This window comes from Ornithinimicrobium jinqii, from assembly GCF_045032595.1.
Lineage (GTDB): Bacteria > Actinomycetota > Actinomycetes > Actinomycetales > Dermatophilaceae > Ornithinicoccus.
Genome location: NZ_JBJFZS010000004.1, coordinates 38284 through 54258, shown reverse-complemented (window position 1 = coordinate 54258; position 15975 = coordinate 38284). Strand labels below are relative to the sequence as shown.

The window sequence follows — 15975 nt, the reverse complement described above, 5'->3', positions numbered from 1 at the left end:
GCGCTGCTACGACCGGGAGTAGTGTGACCGCCATCGGAGCCTGACGAAGATGTCTGGGGCGTCCTCGTCGGCCTCGGGACCCCACATCGTCCTGCCGTGAGATGAGACACCATCATGAAGCTGTCGAGGCGTTCGTTCCTGACCTACACCGCAGGTGGAGCGCTGACGCTCTTCCTCGTCGACCCGAGGACGGGGGCCCGAGTCGCCCTGGCGGAAGTGCCGGGCGGGACCCTGACCGCCGGCGCGATCCCGAAGTTCGTCAGCCCGCTCCTCGTGCCGCCCACGATGCCGCGCAGCCGCCGCACCGGCGGGCGTGGCACGGGCGCCCTCGGACCGGTCGACCACTACGACATCTCCGTGCGGCAGTTCAGCCAGCAGATGCTCCCGGCGGGACACCCGGCCACCACCGTCTGGGGATACGGCCCGGTCGGCGGCGGCGCGGGACGCCAGGGCCACAGCGCCCCGTCGATGACGATCGAGGCCGAGCACGGCGTCCCCGTGCGCGTCCGCTGGGTCAACGAGCTCGTCGACGCGGACGGCGGTTACCTGCCGCACCTGCTGCCCGTCGACCCCACCCTCCACTGGGCCAACCCGGACCTCCGTCCCGGTCAGGGCGGCATGGGGCGCACCGACATCCGGCCCGACTTCACCGACCTGACCTACGTCCCGCCGGAAGGTTTCACCGACCCGGCCAACCAGTACACGACCTACCAAGGTCCGGTCCCGATGGTCGTCCACCTGCACGGCGCGATGGGGATGGGCGACGAGTCCGACGGCTACCCCGAGGCGTGGTTCCTGCCCGACGCGACGGACATCCCGGCCGGCTACGCGCCCTCCGGCACCTGGTACGACTTCTTCAGGCAGAAGTCCGAGGCGGTCTACGGGGTCGGCTGGGGGACCGGTGAGCAGGTCGCCTACTACCCGAACGACAACAACGACTCCACCCTCTGGTACCACGATCACACGCTGGGCATCACCCGGCTCAACGTCTACGCCGGACCGGCCGGCTTCTACCTGCTGCGCGGCGGCGAGCACGGGGAGGACCACGTCCTCGACGCCCGCTCCGGCAAGCGAGCAGTGCTGCCGGCGCCCGCACCCGGAGGGGCGCCGGGCAGGGGCAAGAAGCCCACCTACGAGATCCCGCTGGCGATCCAGGACCGTTCGTTCAACGCCGACGGCTCCCTCTTCTACCCGGACACGCGGGCCTTCTTCGACAGCTACGAGGGTCCCTACGTGCCCAAGACCGAGGTCGCACCGGTGTGGAACCCGGAGTTCTTCGGCAGCACGATCATCGTGAACGGCCAGACCTGGCCGTTCCTGGAGGTGGAGCAGCGGCGCTACCGGCTGCGGTTCCTCAACGGCTGCGGCTCCCGCTTCCTCATCCTCGACCTCAATGACATCCCGAAGGTCCGCGCCCACCGGATCGGCAACGACGGCGGCTTCCTCCCGGCACCGCACGACCTGGCCCCTGACGGCCTGCAGCTCCTGCTCGCACCGGCCGAGCGCGCCGACGTCGTCGTCGACTTCACCGACGTGCCGCTCGGGGAGCACGTGCTGGCCAACCTCGGACCGGACGAGCCCTACGGCGGTGGGGAGCCCGGGGTCAACTTCGTCCCGGCCCACGCCGCGACGACCGGCCGCGTGATGGCCTTCCGCGTCGTGCGGGCACGGGGTCGCGACCGGACCACCCCGCCCGAGCACCTCGTGCTGCCGGCGCCCCCGCCCACGCCGAAGGCGGTGCGCACCCGCCACCTCGCGCTGCTCGAGCACATGCACACGAGCGACCCGGGGGTCGAAGAGGCGCCGACGGCCGCACTCCTGGGCGTGCTCGAGCGCGAGCCGACGGAGACCGGGAGCAGGGGGAAGGCCGTCGCGAAGACCTGGGCGGACCCCGTCACCGAGAACCCCGGCGTGGGTGACACCGAGGTCTGGCAGTTCTACAACCTGACCGGTGACGCCCATCCCGTGCACGTGCACGAGACGCCCTTCGAGGTGCTCGACCGACGGCACATCCAGACCGAGGAGGACGGTGGGGACACGTATGTCGTGGGGGTGGAGGAGTCCCTCGGCCCCGTCCCTGCCGGCGACCGGGGCCTGAAGGACACGGTCATCTCCTACCCCGGGACCGTGACGAGCGTCCGCATGACCTTCCACAACCCGGGCCAGTTCGTCTGGCACTGCCACGTGCTGGAGCACGAGGACAACGAGATGATGCGGCCCTACCGCGTCGGGCCGGTGCAGGACGGCCAGCCGGAGGACGGGCCGCAGGACCACTGACGCGGCCCGCGCCGACGGAGCTGCCCCCGCCTCGTCCTCGCCGCGCCTACTCCTTCGACGCTCCCTTCTCCGGCGCGACGAGACCGAGCTCCTGCGGCAGTGCCGGCGGCTCCTGGCCGAGCACGTGCTCGGCGAGGAAGGCACCGACCACGGCATACCAGACCTTGGCGTGCTGCGGGGCCAGGATCCAGTGGTTCTCGTGCGGGAAGTAGAGGAACCGGTGGACCGTCGAGCCGTCCTCCGCCGCGGGCAGCCCGGAGCGCGAGAGCAGCTCGTACCACAGGCGCAGGCCCTCGCCGATCGGCACGCGGTAGTCCTTGTCGCCGTGGATGACGAGCATCGGCGTGACGATGTCCTCGACGAAGCGGTGCGGGCTGTGCTTCTCGCCCATCTCCGGCGTCATCTCGCGCTGCCAGTAGTAGGACGCGTCGGTCGTGGGGCCGAACCCGTCGAGGGCCCACAGCGACGCGTGGGTGACGATGGCCTTGAAGCGGTCGGTGTGACCTGCCACCCAGTTGGCCATGTAGCCGCCGAACGAGCCACCCATCGCCGCGGCCCGCTCGCCGTCGACGTCCTCTCGGGCGACCACCGCGTCGGTGATCGCCAGCAGGTCGGTGTAGGGCGCGTCGCCCCACGCGCCCCAGCCGCGCTGGATGAAGTCCTGGCCGTAGCCGGTGGACAGCGCGGGGTCCGGCAGCAGCACGGCATACCCCTGGGCGACCATCAGCCACGGGTTCCACCGCCACGTCCACGCGTTCCAGGAGCCGAGCGGGCCGCCGTGGATCCACAGGAGCAGGGGGTGGCCGCCGGCCGCGCGGTCCTGCGGCAGCGCCAGCCAGCCGCGCACGCGGGTGCCGTCCTCCGTCGTGGTCTCGACCTCCTCGAGGCGACCGGGGACGGTCGGGCGCTCGACCGGACCGGGCAGCTGGGCGACCTCGCCCGTCGCGAGGTCGAGGCGGACGACCTCCGGCGGGTAGAGGTAGGAGCTGCGCACGCCGTAGGCGACCTCGCCGTCGGGGTGGACGACCAGGTCGCTCCACGCCGCGTCGTCGTGCGTGACCTGGGTGACCTCGCCGGTGGCGACGTCGATGCGGAAGACGGGGCACCGACCCTGGTCGTCGGCGAGCACGAGCACCGCCCTGCCGTCGGGGGTCCAGGCCACGGGCTGGGCCCAGCGGTCCCAGTCGTGCGCCAGCGGCGTCTCCTCACCCGTCGTGGTGTCGACGAGCGAGAGACGGGGGCGGGGCGGGTCGGTGGGGGTGGTCACCCGGTCGACCGTGACGACCGCGCGGCTGCCGTCGGGGCTGACCGGGCCGGCCGAGACCTCGAGGCCGTCCCGGTCCAGGAGGGTATGCCGTGCGCCGCTGGCGACGTCGATGCGCACCAGTGCGGAGCGCAGGTCGGCCCTCGGCTGCGGCACCGGGACGCTGAGCAGGGCGAACGTCCCGTCGGGGGACAGGACGGGGTGCGGCTCGTGCAGCGGGGCGGCCAGGTCGCGGGTGAGCAGGCGCAGCCGCATCTGCGGCGAGCGGTCGACGGTGCCGGGCAGCGGTGCCTGCGCCTCGTCCTCCCCGGGGGCCTGCTCCTGGCGGGCCTCCTCCTCGGCCGCCGACCTGCTCACCGCGTCGTCGACGCCGGTGCCGCGCTCCACGGCGAAGACCTGCGGCCGGTGCGGCCCGAGGTCGTGGTCCCAGTAGCGGACGGGGTAGCCGCTGTGCAGGATGGCGTCGACGCCACCGTCCTTGCGGGCCTTGGCGAGCGCGGCGTGCTGCTCCTCGTCGCCCGCACCGGGCAGCACCTCGGCGGTGACGAGCACCCGGTCGGCGCGCTGGGCGCAGGCCACGCTCAGGACGCCCCCCGGCCTGTTGAGCACGACGCGCGCCTCGCCCCCGCGCGCCGGGATCAGCCACAGCGCGGGGTGGGCCTCCTCCTCGTCGGAGTCGGGGTCGGGGCGGGCCGAGGTGAAGTAGAGGTCGCCGGTGGCGGAGAAGGCGGCGCCCGACTCGCCCTTGGTGCTGCGGGTCAGGCGCAGGGCGGGCTCCTCGCCCGTGGGGTCGACCTCCCACAGGGCGGAGGCGTAGCCGGTGCCCTTGCGGTTGAGCGTGGCCACCGTGGTGACCAGGCGGGTGCCGTCAGGAGACATCGCCAGGCCCGAGAGGCGTGGCACGGCGACGTAGTGGGACAGGTCGTGGAAGACGGAGGCGGGTGCGGTCATGACCCCATGCCTACCATTCACCTCCGACGAAGGCGCGACCGGAATCCCCGGCACGGGCAGGATGTTGCACCGGCAGACGATTGGAGAACGCACCGTGACGACGCACTCACCCCTGTTCCGCCTGGAGACCGACTCCGCGCGGCAGCCCCAGCCTGCGCCGCTGCTCTGGGTGTCCCTCGACGGCTTCCTCGACGCGGGCCAGGTCCGCACCACCCTGGCCGAGCACCTGCTGGAGCACCTGGAGCACGAGGTGGTGGCCAGCTTCGAGGTCGACGAGCTCGTCGACTACCGCTCCCGCCGTCCGCTCATGACCTTCGAGGGCGACCACTACGCGGACTACGACGACCCCTCGCTGGTCCTCTACCGGGTGGTCGACGCCGCGGGTGAGCCGTTCCTGCTCCTGCACGGCGACGAGCCGGACTTCCGCTGGGAGGCGTTCATCGACGCTGTGCGGCAGCTGGGCCTGGCGTTCGGGGTCCGGCGCGTGGTGAGCGCGCACGGCATACCCATGGCGGTCCCGCACACCCGCCCGGTGGGGATGACCCGCTACTGCAGCGACCCCTCGCTGCTGGGAGACCATACGCCCGTCTTCGGCACCGTCAAGGTCCCCGCCAGCGCCGAGGCCCTGCTGCAGCTGCGCCTCGCCGAGGCCGGCCTGACGACCTTCGGCGTGGCGGTCCACGTCCCGCACTACCTCGCCGAGACGCAGTTCGGGGACGCCTCGGTGGCCGCGATCGACGCTGTGATGGACCTCACCGGCCTGGTGCTGCCGACGACCGACCTCATCGCGATGGCCGGCCTCACCCGCGCCCGGATCGAGACGGAGCTGGAGCAGAACCCCGAGGCCAAGGAGGTCGTCGACACCCTCGAGGAGCGCTACGACCACTTCGTCGAGGGCCAGCGCCGCCGCAGCCTCCTTGCCGCAGAGGCCGCCAAGCTGCCCAGCGCCGACGAGATCGGCGCCCAGCTCGAGGCCTTCCTCCAGGACCCCGACGTCGCCGGCCCCGCCCCCGACGAGGGCGACCCCGCCTGAGCGAGCGGCTACGACGCGAAACCCTGGTCGCCCCGTGGGACCATGAGCCGACACTTTCCGTACCGAGGAGGACACCCCGTGGGTCTTTTTGGCTCCAGAGACGACACCCCCGAGACCGAGCCAGACGGTCCGCTCGACAAGCTCGCCAACGCCTTCGTCGGCCGGATCGTCGACGCCGGCATCGACGGCGTCGGCCCGCTCACCCCGTCCTCGCGCATCGCCGCCGACGCCCTGCGCAAGCACGGCGGCAACGTCGAGAAGGCGGTCTCGGAGGTCATCTCCGACCACGTGAAGAAGGCCGGCGTGGTCGGCTTCGTCACCGGCGTCGGCGGTCTGGTGACGATGCCGGTCTCGTTGCCCGCCAACGTGGTCGGTTTCTACACCCTCGCCACCCGCATGGACGCGGCCATCGCCGAGCTGCGCGGCTACGACGTGACCGAGCCGGGCACGCGCACGGCGGTCCTCCTGGCCCTGGTGGGCGGCGACGCGGACGACCTGCTCCAGAAGGCCGGCCTCAACGTGGTCTCCGGCATGTCGGGGTCGGGACGCCTCGCGCGCCTCGCCACCTCCCGGATGCCCAAGGCCGCCGCGATGATGATCAACAAGGCGGTCGGCTTCCGCCTCCTGACCACGATGGGCAGCAAGGCGCTGAGCCGGTTCGTCCGCTTCGTGCCGCTGGCCGGCGGGATCGTCGGGGCGGGCCTGGACGGCGTGCTCATGAAGCGTCTCGGCGACCATGCCCGCGCGGAGTTCACCCCCCTGTCCTCCACCGGGCGGGCGCTGGAGGACACCGCGGTCGACTGACCCCGGCGGGCCGAAGGGCCCGGAGTTATCCACAGATCCCAGGACGGGTCCGCGCGAGCGGGCCCGTCTTCGGCACTGTGAGGGGTATGGAGAAACCACAGTCCTCGATGCCCGTCCTCGCAGGTGCCGCGCACGTGCTGGCCGGTCTGCCCCACCTCATCGGCTACCACCCCTCCCGGTCCCTCGTCCTCGTCGTCTCGGCGGTCGGCGACCAGCCTCCATCGCGGTCCGGGGGTGGGCCCGTGCGTGCCGAGGTCCAGATGACCGTCCGGCTCGACCTGCCCCCGGCCGGTCACGCCGGGCGCCTGGCCCACGACCTGGCCGGCCCGGTCGGCCGGGCGGGCGCCCGCTCCCGCGGCGACCTGCTCGTCCACGCCTTCGTCTTCGACGCCGACCCGCCCGTCGCGGTCGACGTCGTCGAGGCGGTCCACCGGCTGGTCGACGTCGACGGGCGTCTGCGGCTGCACGACCTCCTTCTCGTCAGCGGCGACCGCTACCTGGCGGTCGTCGAGCGCGAGGAGCGGGTCCTCGACGACGACGAGGTCACGGCCGCCCTGACGTGCGGCCTGACGTCCGACTGGTCGAAGGTGCCGTCGGCCGCCGACGTGCCCGCCGTCGCGGACCTCGTGCTGCGCGGGCGTGGGGCGGCGGCCAGCCGGGAGGACGTGGCCGCCGCCGTCCGGCGGCGCGACGAGCGCGCGTCTGCAGCGACCTCGCTGGCAATTGACGTCCTCGCGCTCGACCCCGACCGGTGCCGACCCGTCGTCGGACTCGAGGCGCTCGGGAGCTGGGTGGTCCACGGCACGCCGGAGCCGACCGCCCATCAGCGGGCCCAGCTGGCGCTGGCACTGCAGGACCGGTGGCTGCGGGACGCCGTCCTCGCGTCCTGGTCGCCGCGGCTCTTCCAGCTCGAGGACATCCTCAGCCCGCAGGAGGCCGAGGAGGTGCGCCGAGCCGTCCCGCCGCTGCGCGACCCGCACGAGGGCGCGCTCGACCGCCTCCTCGCGCTCTGCGCCAAGGTGCCCGCGGAGCTCACCGCACCGCTCTACACGGTCGCCGGCTTCCTCGCCTGGTCGGTGGGTGAGGGGACGGTGGCGAACGAGGCCGTCGACGTCGCGCTGGAGGTGGAGCCGGGCTACCGGATGGCGACCCTGCTGCAGGCTGTCCTCGCCCACGGACTGCCGCCATGGGCGGCCGAGGCCGCGGTGGCCCGCGCCGCGGCGAGCACCGGGGACAACCTCGACGAGGTCGCCGACGGGGCTGCCTGAGAACGGCCCCGGGGGCGTCCGGCCGAGGGTCTGGACGCGGTCCGGCCGAGGGGCCCGGGCACGGTCCAGCCGCAGGCGGGGGCGGTCGGGGCGGGGTGTAGCCTCCCAGACAGGATCACCTAGGAGGAGGCGTTCAATGTCGATCATCGTCGGCTACATTCCCACTCGAGAGGGCCGCGCAGCCCTGCGTGCGGCCAGGGCCGAGGCCCTGCTGCGCAAGACCAAGCTCATCGTCGTCAACTCCCACCGCGGGGGCCGTGACTTCGACGCCGAGGAGGCCCAGCGCTTCGAGGACGAGCTGGCCAACGTGGAGGGGGCGCTGGACGAGGCCGGCATCGAGCACGAGGTGCGGGCCCTGGTCCGCGGCAACGAGCCGGCCGAGGACCTCGTCGAGGTGGCCCAGGAGAGCGACGGCGAGGTCATCGTCATCGGGCTGCGTCGGCGCACCCCGATCGGCAAGCTGATCCTGGGCTCCAACGCCCAGCGCATCCTGCTGGAGGCCACCTGCCCCGTCCTCGCGGTCAAGGCCGGCGACGACGACTGACCCCGACCCCGGGACCCGAGAGGGGTGCTCGGCGAGCCTCGGCATACTTCGGTGGCCCTCGACGTTTTATACTGTCGAGGGTCACCTGCCGTTGCCGGCACCAAGCGCCCTCCCTCGAACGCGACCGACGACTCCGCACTGCGCGGCCCAGGCCCACCACCACGAGAAATGAGTTGGACCCTCCGTGACAGCCAAGACCACCCGTACGCCCGCCCCCACCGAGCTCCCCGCCGTCTTCGAGCACACCGCTCTGAAGTCGTTGCTGGCGCAGGGTGCCCAGGACGGTCACGTCGGGATGTCGCAGGTCCGGGACGCACTCTCGGCCGCCGAGGTCACGACGGCCGCCGCCCAGAAGAAGGTGCTGCGCGTCTTCAGCGACCAGGCGATCGAGGTGCGTGACGACGGCACCGCCCAGACGCCGGCGCGCAAGAGCACCGCGGCCACGAAGACCGCGACGAACAAGACCACTGCTGCGAAGGCGACCGCTGCCACGACCCCGGCAGCGAAGACGTCCGAGGCGAAGACCGCCGCGGCCAAGACGACCGCGGCCAAGACCACCGCGGCCAAGACCACCGCCGCGAAGACCACGGCCAAGAAGGCTGCCGCGAAGGCGTCGACCACCGCCGCCGCCGCGGAGGCAGCGGCCGGTGGCGACGCCACGCCCGCCACCAGCGAGGCCCCGGCCCCGCGCAAGCGCGCCGCCCGTAAGACGGCCGCCAAGAAGACCGCCGCTCCCAAGGACGCGACCGACGGTCCCGACGCGGATCTCGAGGTCGACCCCGACGCGACCGAGCTCAAGGCCGCCGACGGCAAGGACACCGACGTCGTGACCGCGGCCGCAGCGCCCGGGGCCGCGGCCGACACGACGGCCGACGCCGCCGAGGACGACGACGACGACGAGAACGCCCCCGCCAAGCCGGTCGTCAAGGCCAACGACGACTCGTTCATCGTCTCCACCGCGGACGACGACGACGCCCCGGCCCAGCAGGTCGTCACCGCCGGCGCCACGGCCGACCCGGTCAAGGACTACCTCAAGCAGATCGGCAAGGTCGCCCTCCTCAACGCCGAGCAGGAGGTCGAGCTCGCCAAACGCATCGAGGCCGGCCTGTTCGCCGAGGAGAAGCTCAACTCCGGCGAGAAGGTCGACGCCAAGATGAAGCGCGAGCTGTGGTGGATCTCCAACGACGGCAAGAACGCCAAGAACCACCTGCTCGAGGCCAACCTGCGGCTCGTGGTCTCGCTGGCCAAGCGCTACACCGGCCGCGGCATGCTGTTCCTGGACCTCATCCAGGAGGGCAACCTCGGTCTGATCCGTGCGGTGGAGAAGTTCGACTACACCAAGGGCTACAAGTTCTCGACCTACGCCACCTGGTGGATCCGCCAGGCCATCACCCGCGCGATGGCCGACCAGGCCCGCACCATCCGCATTCCGGTGCACATGGTCGAGGTCATCAACAAGCTCGCCCGTGTGCAGCGCCAGATGCTCCAGGACCTGGGCCGCGAGCCCACCCCGGAGGAGCTGGCCGCCGAGCTGGACATGACCCCGGAGAAGGTCGTCGAGGTCCAGAAGTACGGTCGCGAGCCCATCTCCCTCCACACCCCCCTGGGCGAGGACGGCGACAGCGAGTTCGGTGACCTCATCGAGGACTCCGAGGCGGTCGTCCCGGCCGACGCGGTGTCGTTCACGCTCCTGCAGGAGCAGCTGCACTCGGTACTCGACACGCTCTCCGAGCGCGAGGCCGGCGTGGTCTCGATGCGTTTCGGCCTCTCCGACGGCCAGCCCAAGACGCTGGACGAGATCGGCAAGGTCTACGGCGTGACGCGCGAGCGCATCCGCCAGATCGAGTCCAAGACGATGAGCAAGCTGCGCCACCCGTCACGCTCCCAGGTGCTCCGCGACTACCTCGACTGACCCGGTCAGGTATGCCGTCCGAGTCACCTCAGGCGGGGAGGCCCCGGCGCCCACCACCGCCGGGTCTGCACGTGGTCCGGCTCGGGCCGGACGACTGGCGGAGCTACGCCGCACTGCGCGTCGCCATGCTCACCGACGCTCCCGAGGCGTTCTGGACGACGCTGGCCGACGTCGAGCGTCTTTCCGAGGCGCAGTGGCGTCGCCGCTCGACCGACCGCACGCTGCAGGCGCGCGACGGCGACGGAGCTCCGCTGGGGACGCTGACGGTGCTCACCCCGGACGCCGGCCCGGTCCTCGGGCTCCAGCCCGAGGACGGTGACGCCCTGGTCGTCGCGGTCTACGTCATCCCCGCAGCCCGGCGCCGGGGAGTTGTCGACGCCCTCCTCGGGGCTGCCCACGACCTCGCCCGCGACGGGCTCGGTGCCCGGCGGATGGTGCTGCAGGTCAACGAGCGCAACCTGGCCGCGCAGCGGGTCTACGAGCGGCACGGATACGTGCTGACCGGCGAGTCCCTGCCGCACCCGCACCAGCCCGGGGTCCGCGACCTGGAGATGGCCCGACCGTTGTGATGTCCGGTGCCAGCCCGCCACTGACCGGCAGAAAGCGTTCTTCCCGGTGGATATTTCCGTGGGGAAGAACGACTTCTGCCGGGTAGTCCCGGGGACAACGGCGTCAGCACCGCCGCACCGTCCGGCCGGGGACAACGGCGTCCGCACCACCCCCGAGCGATGAGCTAGTCGGCGCTCCCCGGACGCCCACGGCGGGCCTTGATCTGCGAGCGCCGACTCTTGGCGTCCAGCCGTCGCCGCTGCGAGCCCCGGGTGGGGCGGGTCGCGCGGCGCGGTGGAGGCGGGGGCGCGAGCGCCTCGCGCAGCAGGGTCGCGAGGCGCTCGCGAGCAGCCCTGCGGTTGCGCCGCTGGGACCGGTGCTCCGCGGCGACCACCCGCACGCGACCGCCGACAAGGGACCCCTCGAGGAGCGCCGTCACGCGCTCGCGCTGCGCGGGGGTCAGCACGCTCGACGTCGCCGGGTCCCACCACAGCTCGACCCGGCTGTCCGTGGTGTTGACGCCCTGACCGCCCGGCCCGCTCGCTCGTGTGAACCGCTCGTCCAGCTCGCTCGCGGGCACGACCAGCCCGTGGCGCAGCCCAGGTCCGGGCGGCACCACGAGGTCGAGGTCGGCGGCGTCGGGCACGTCCCCAGTGTCGCAGCCGGCGCGCGGGGCGGCTGCCCGTCCGGGACGGGCACCCCGCCTCCGGCGCACCTCAGCGACGGAACAGCCGTCCTACCTGGTCGCGCACGCCGTCCATCCCCGACCGTGGCAGCAGCGCCGCGTTGGCGCGGACGTTCCAGGGGGTGGTGTGCCGGACCTGGTCGACGACCTCGCGCACGTCCTCGCCCATCCGCTCGGCGTCGGCGTCCGCGACGGCGCCGGGAGCGGCATACCGGGCGCGCTCGAGGGTGGCGGTGACCCGCCCGAGCGCCTGCTCGCCGGAGTGGTGCAGGGCGGTGCCGGCGCGGTAGTGCCGCCCCATGTCGCGCGGGCTGCGCGCCGGAGGCTCGTCGACGCCGAGGTCGCCCAGGGTGCGGGTGAGCAGCAGCCACTGGCCCTCGACCCGCTCGCGGGCGTCCTCGGCCGACCGCACGCCCTCCTCGCGGTACCGCCGTCCCGCCAGCGGGATGAGCGCCATGAGCAGCGCCAGCACGAGCGCGCCGACCAGGACGCGTCCGAGGATCGGCAGGATGTCGCGAAGCTGGTCCAGCAGCCCGTCCCGCGAGCCGGCGTCGGGTTCCGGGGTGGCGCTCGGCGTCACGGTCTGGGTCACGGTCTGGGTTGACGGCGCGGCGTCGCCGGTCTCGACCGGGTTGCGCGCGTAGGCCGGCGGCGGTCCGCTCTGGATGCCCGGCGTCGGCTCGAAGCGGGTCCAGCCCAGCCCGCTGATCCACAGCTCGGGCCAGGTGTGAGCGTCGGCGGCGATGACCTTGCGGGTGCCGTCGACCTGTGTCGTCCCGGGCAGGAAGCCCACCGCCATCCGCGCCGGGATGCCCTCGCCGCGCGCCATCATCACCATGGCGGTCGCGAACTGGACGCAGTAGCCCTGCCCCGTCTCCAGGAAGCCGCCGATCGGGTCCGAGGCGTCCGACTCGGCGGCCGGTGCGAGGGTGAGGGAGTAGCGGTACTGCCCGCTGCGGAAGTGGTTCTGCATGAGCACCGCGGCCGCGAGGTCGTTCTCGACGTCACCGACGACCTCCTGCGCGAGCTCGGCGACCGCGTCCGCCGACGCGGGGTCCACCGCGAGCAGGTCCTCGTCGAAGGCCCCGGTGTCGGCGGCCGCGTCGCCCGTCCCGGCGGGCAGGGCGCCGCCGGCGGGGAGGGTCAGGTATGTCGAGCTGTACCGTTCCGCGCTCGACTGCAGCACCACCGTCGCGTCCGTGGGGTCGAAGCGGTAGTCCCCGCCCTCGAGGGTGAGCCCGGACAGCGGGCCGGGGGCCGCCAGGTGCGGCGGCTCGAGCGCGTTGCCCAGCACCTGGATCTGCGCCTCGCCGACCTCGACCGACCCGGAGAGCCCCTCCGGCGTGGGGATCGGGGCGTTGACCGGCAGCAGCGCGGCCGTGGTCCTCGTCGGCGCGACCCACCGACCGTCCTCCCACCGCTCGGTCGCGGTCACCCGCAGCGGTTCGACGCGCGTGGCGTCGGTGCGATAGCTCAGGACGGGCGCCTGCGACTGGTTGCGCAGGTCCTGGCCCGGGTCCATCGTCTCGGTGAACGACACCTGGCCCGCGTCGCCGCTGACCGTGCGCGCGTCAGGGTCGCGGGCCAGCCCGTCGGCGAAGAACGTGGGGGGCAGGTGGGGGATCGCCGATGCACCCAGCACGGCGACCACGAGCGACAGCACGCCCAGCGTCTGCGCCAGGCCCCGGTGGTTCGGGACGTTCTGGGTGATGTTGTCGTCGCCGACCGCCTCGCGCCGGTCCGCCGACGGCCACGCGCCGAGCACCCGGTGCCCCTGCTGGGCCATCATGAGCAGCCAGCAGGCGGCGACCGCCGCGAAGTACCACGGCTCCATCGCCTGCCCGGAGTTGGACACCGACACCAGGAAGCCCGCCGCCAGCGGGATCCCGGCGCTGGCCGGAGCCCGTCCGGTGACGCCCATCGAGTCGACCGACACAGCGGTCAGGGTCAGCACGGCGACGACGAGGAAGGACACGCCGTCGGTGGTCGGGGCCGGCGCGGCATACGTCTGCAGGACGGTGCCCGCCTCCTGCAGGAGCTCGGTGACGCCGTCGAGGGTGGCGCGCGTGGGGACGAGGCCACGCCAGAGCGTGTCCTTCAGGTAGAGCTGGGCCACGCCGCCGATCGCTAGCAGCAGCTGCCCGAGGGAGACGAAGCTGGGCGGGACGTCGAGGGTGCGCAGGACCGCGCCGACGATCGCCACGAGCGCGACCAGCAGGACGCCCGGCAGCAGCCAGGTGTCCTCGCGCAGCAGACCGGTCAGCGGCCAGGCGACCGCGAGGCTGGCCAGCGCGGCGACCAGCGCCTCGGGCCACAGGCCGCGGCGGAAGGCCTCCTCGTCGAGCTTCATACCCCTGCCCCAGCGGTCGAGGGGGAGGCGATGGCGGCCCAGGCGCGGGCGACGTCGGTCTGGGGACCCACGGCGACGGTGCGCCAGCCGGCGTCGGCGAGCACCCCGGTGAGGGCGGTGCCGGCCTCGGTCTGCCCTGTCGCCCCGGCGCGCGACGCGCCGAAGGTGGCGGGGTCGAGCACGAAGGCCAGCGCGCGCGATCCGGGCTGGCGGATCGCGGCGATCGTTCGCAGCGGCTCCTCGTCGTCCGCGACGATCGCCGCGACGACGAGCACGCCGCCGGTGGTGAAGGGGGAGGCTGCCGCGGCGAGACGGTCGAGCCGGGAGTCCTCCTCCGGCTGCACCCTGGCCAGCGCCTCGAGCGCGGCGTCGAGGTCGACGGAGTGCTCGGTCGTGCCGTCCCGCAGCGTGGTGTCGGTGAGCAGGTGCACGACGAACCCGTTGGCGACGAGGTGGCGGGCGACCGAGGCGATCGCGGAGACCGCCCACTCGTAGGACGTCCGCACCCCCGTCCCCGGGTGCGCCGAGGCTCGCGAGTCGAGGACGAGCAGGGCACGTCGGCGGGCCGGCCGGTCCTCCTGGCGGACCATCAGCTCACCGCGGTGGGCCGTCGCCGGCCAGTGCACGCGCCGCAGCTCGTCGCCGTCGCGGTAGGTGCGGATGCTCACGTCGTCCTCGCCGTGGAGGGCCACCATCTGCGGCATCTCACCCTCGCTGCCGCGGGAGGTGCCGCGCACCCGCCCGTCGCCGAGCGGGTGGATGCGGGGGAGGACGAGCAGCTCGGCTCGCGAGGAGAGCTGGAGGGTGAGAAAGGTCAGGCCGAAGGGGTCGCGCTGGCGCAGCACGATCGGGCCGAGCTCGTAGGCGCCGCGGTGCCGGCTGCGCACCGTGTAGCGCAGCCGCCGCTCCTCACCGCGGGCCATCCGGGGCAGCACGAAGCGGGGGCGGTCGCCGAGCTGGAGCGCGAGGTGCTCCTCGGCGAGGTAGACCGGGGTGCGACGCGGCCCGACGTTGGTGAAGCGCACGTTGACGCTCCCGCGGTCGTCGGGCGCGAGCCGGGGCGGGTCCACCTCGCGCAGCACCCGGATCTTCGGCGTGCGCCGCGGCATGAGCAGCAGCGCCAGCACCGGCAGGGCCACGAGCACCAGCCCGATCCGCGTCACGTCGCGGTAGCCGAGCAGCACGCCGGCAGCCACGACGACCACACCGAGACCGAGGAAGATCTTCCCCCGGCTGGTCAGCAGCGTCCCGGGGGAGGGGAGCGAGCTCTGGGCCCTGGCCACCGGACTCGTCAGCGTCCGGAAGGCACGGTGGTCCGCCCGACGAGGTCGTGGACCAGGTCGATCGTGCTGTGCCGGGCGAGGGAGGCCTCCCCGGTGGGCAGGATGCGGTGGGCGAGCACCGGGACAGCCATGTGCTGCACGTCCTCGGGGAGCACGTGGTCGCGCCCCGAGAGCGCGGCGTGGGCGCGGGCTGCCCGGAGCAGCTGGAGGCCGGCGCGGGGAGAGGCCCCCAGCCGCAGCTGCCGGTGCGTGCGCGAGGAGGCCATCAGCTCGACGACGTAGCGCCGCAGGGCGTCGGAGGTGTGCAGGAGCCGGATCGCCTCGATCGCCGCCTGGACGTCCTCGGCCGTGGTCACCGGCGTCAGCGCGTCGAGCGGGTTGACCCGCCCGTGCGACTCGAGCATCGCCATCTCGGAGGTCGTCGAGGGGTAGCCGATCGACAGGCGCGCCATGAACCGGTCGCGCTGCGCCTCGGGGAGCGGGTAGGTGCCCTCCATCTCGATGGGGTTCTGCGTGGCCATCACCAGGAACGGCCGCGGCAACGGGTAGGTGTGCCCGTCGACGGTGACCTGGCGCTCCTCCATCGACTCCAGCAGCGCCGACTGCGTCTTGGGGGAGGCCCGGTTGATCTCGTCGCCGACCACGACGTTGGCGAAGATCGCGCCCTTGCGGAACTCGAACTGGCGGTTGTCCTGGTTGAAGACGCTCACCCCGGTGATGTCGCTGGGCAGCAGGTCGGGGGTGAACTGGACACGCGAGACCTGGCAGTCGATCGCCCGGGCCAGCGACTTGGCCAGCATCGTCTTGCCGACACCGGGCACGTCCTCGACGAGCAGGTGGCCCTCGGCGAAGAGGACGGTGACCGCCGTCTGGACGACCTCCGCCTTGCCCTCGATGACGGTGGAGATCGCGCCCGTGATGGCGCTCGCCACCCCCTGGACGTGATCGAGGTCGACCGACTCGGGCGTGGCGGGGATGGCTGGCATAGGGCGATCTTGCCAAACCCTGGTGCCCCGCGTCTGCCCCGCGTCACCGGAAGCCCATCTGGGACCCCC

The 15975-nt window shown here is 73.1% G+C and carries 12 protein-coding genes; 7 read left to right on the top strand and 5 right to left on the bottom strand.

Annotation, left to right across the window (positions count from 1 at the left end):
- Positions 1–114: 114 nt before the first annotated feature.
- Positions 115–2277 carry a multicopper oxidase domain-containing protein gene (locus tag ACI3ET_RS01495; protein ID WP_405031177.1) on the top strand — a complete coding sequence of 721 codons (2163 nt, stop codon included), beginning with the start codon at positions 115–117 and terminating at the stop codon, positions 2275–2277.
- Between the two features lie 46 nt (positions 2278–2323).
- On the opposite strand, the gene ACI3ET_RS01490 is transcribed toward ACI3ET_RS01495, so the two are convergent.
- Entirely contained in the window at positions 2324–4492 is a 2169-nt protein-coding gene (locus tag ACI3ET_RS01490) for a S9 family peptidase (protein WP_405031176.1), read from the bottom strand.
- A gap of 94 nt (positions 4493–4586) precedes the next feature.
- On the opposite strand from ACI3ET_RS01490, the gene ACI3ET_RS01485 reads away from it, so the two are divergent.
- The 6 genes from ACI3ET_RS01485 (at position 4587) to ACI3ET_RS01460 (ending at position 10622) form a co-directional block, all read left to right on the top strand.
- Positions 4587–5525 (top strand): PAC2 family protein, encoded by a 939-nt coding sequence (locus ACI3ET_RS01485; RefSeq protein WP_405031175.1) that lies wholly within the window; start codon positions 4587–4589, stop codon positions 5523–5525.
- Between the two features lie 78 nt (positions 5526–5603).
- Complete coding sequence (locus tag ACI3ET_RS01480) at positions 5604–6329, top strand: EcsC family protein (RefSeq protein WP_405031174.1); 726 nt, start codon at positions 5604–5606, stop codon at positions 6327–6329.
- Positions 6330–6415: 86 nt separating this feature from the next.
- A complete protein-coding gene (locus ACI3ET_RS01475; RefSeq protein WP_405031173.1) occupies positions 6416–7597 on the top strand; it encodes a DUF4192 domain-containing protein in 1182 nt (393 codons plus the stop codon).
- A gap of 136 nt (positions 7598–7733) precedes the next feature.
- The gene (locus ACI3ET_RS01470; protein ID WP_405031172.1) at positions 7734–8141 is read left to right on the top strand and encodes a universal stress protein; all 408 of its coding nucleotides are present in this window, start codon (positions 7734–7736) and stop codon (positions 8139–8141) included.
- A 184-nt stretch (positions 8142–8325) separates the two neighbouring features.
- Positions 8326–10053 (top strand): RNA polymerase sigma factor, encoded by a 1728-nt coding sequence (locus tag ACI3ET_RS01465; protein WP_405031171.1) that lies wholly within the window; start codon positions 8326–8328, stop codon positions 10051–10053.
- Between the two features lie 71 nt (positions 10054–10124).
- A complete protein-coding gene (locus ACI3ET_RS01460; RefSeq protein ID WP_405031170.1) occupies positions 10125–10622 on the top strand; it encodes a GNAT family N-acetyltransferase in 498 nt (165 codons plus the stop codon).
- Positions 10623–10786: 164 nt separating this feature from the next.
- Here ACI3ET_RS01460 and arfB read toward each other — a convergent pair whose 3' ends face one another.
- The 4 genes from arfB to ACI3ET_RS01440 form a co-directional block, all read right to left on the bottom strand.
- Positions 10787–11248 carry an alternative ribosome rescue aminoacyl-tRNA hydrolase ArfB gene (gene arfB / locus ACI3ET_RS01455; protein ID WP_405031169.1) on the bottom strand — a complete coding sequence of 154 codons (462 nt, stop codon included), beginning with the start codon at positions 11246–11248 and terminating at the stop codon, positions 10787–10789.
- 70 nt (positions 11249–11318) lie between these two features.
- Positions 11319–13637 (bottom strand): transglutaminase TgpA family protein, encoded by a 2319-nt coding sequence (locus tag ACI3ET_RS01450; protein ID WP_405031168.1) that lies wholly within the window; start codon positions 13635–13637, stop codon positions 11319–11321.
- Positions 13634–14920 (bottom strand): DUF58 domain-containing protein, encoded by a 1287-nt coding sequence (locus ACI3ET_RS01445; protein ID WP_405031167.1) that lies wholly within the window; start codon positions 14918–14920, stop codon positions 13634–13636. The genes ACI3ET_RS01450 and ACI3ET_RS01445 overlap by 4 nt, the downstream gene beginning before the upstream one ends.
- Positions 14921–14928: 8 nt before the next feature.
- A complete protein-coding gene (locus tag ACI3ET_RS01440) occupies positions 14929–15906 on the bottom strand; it encodes an AAA family ATPase (protein WP_405031166.1) in 978 nt (325 codons plus the stop codon).
- Between the last annotated feature and the right edge of the window lie 69 nt (positions 15907–15975).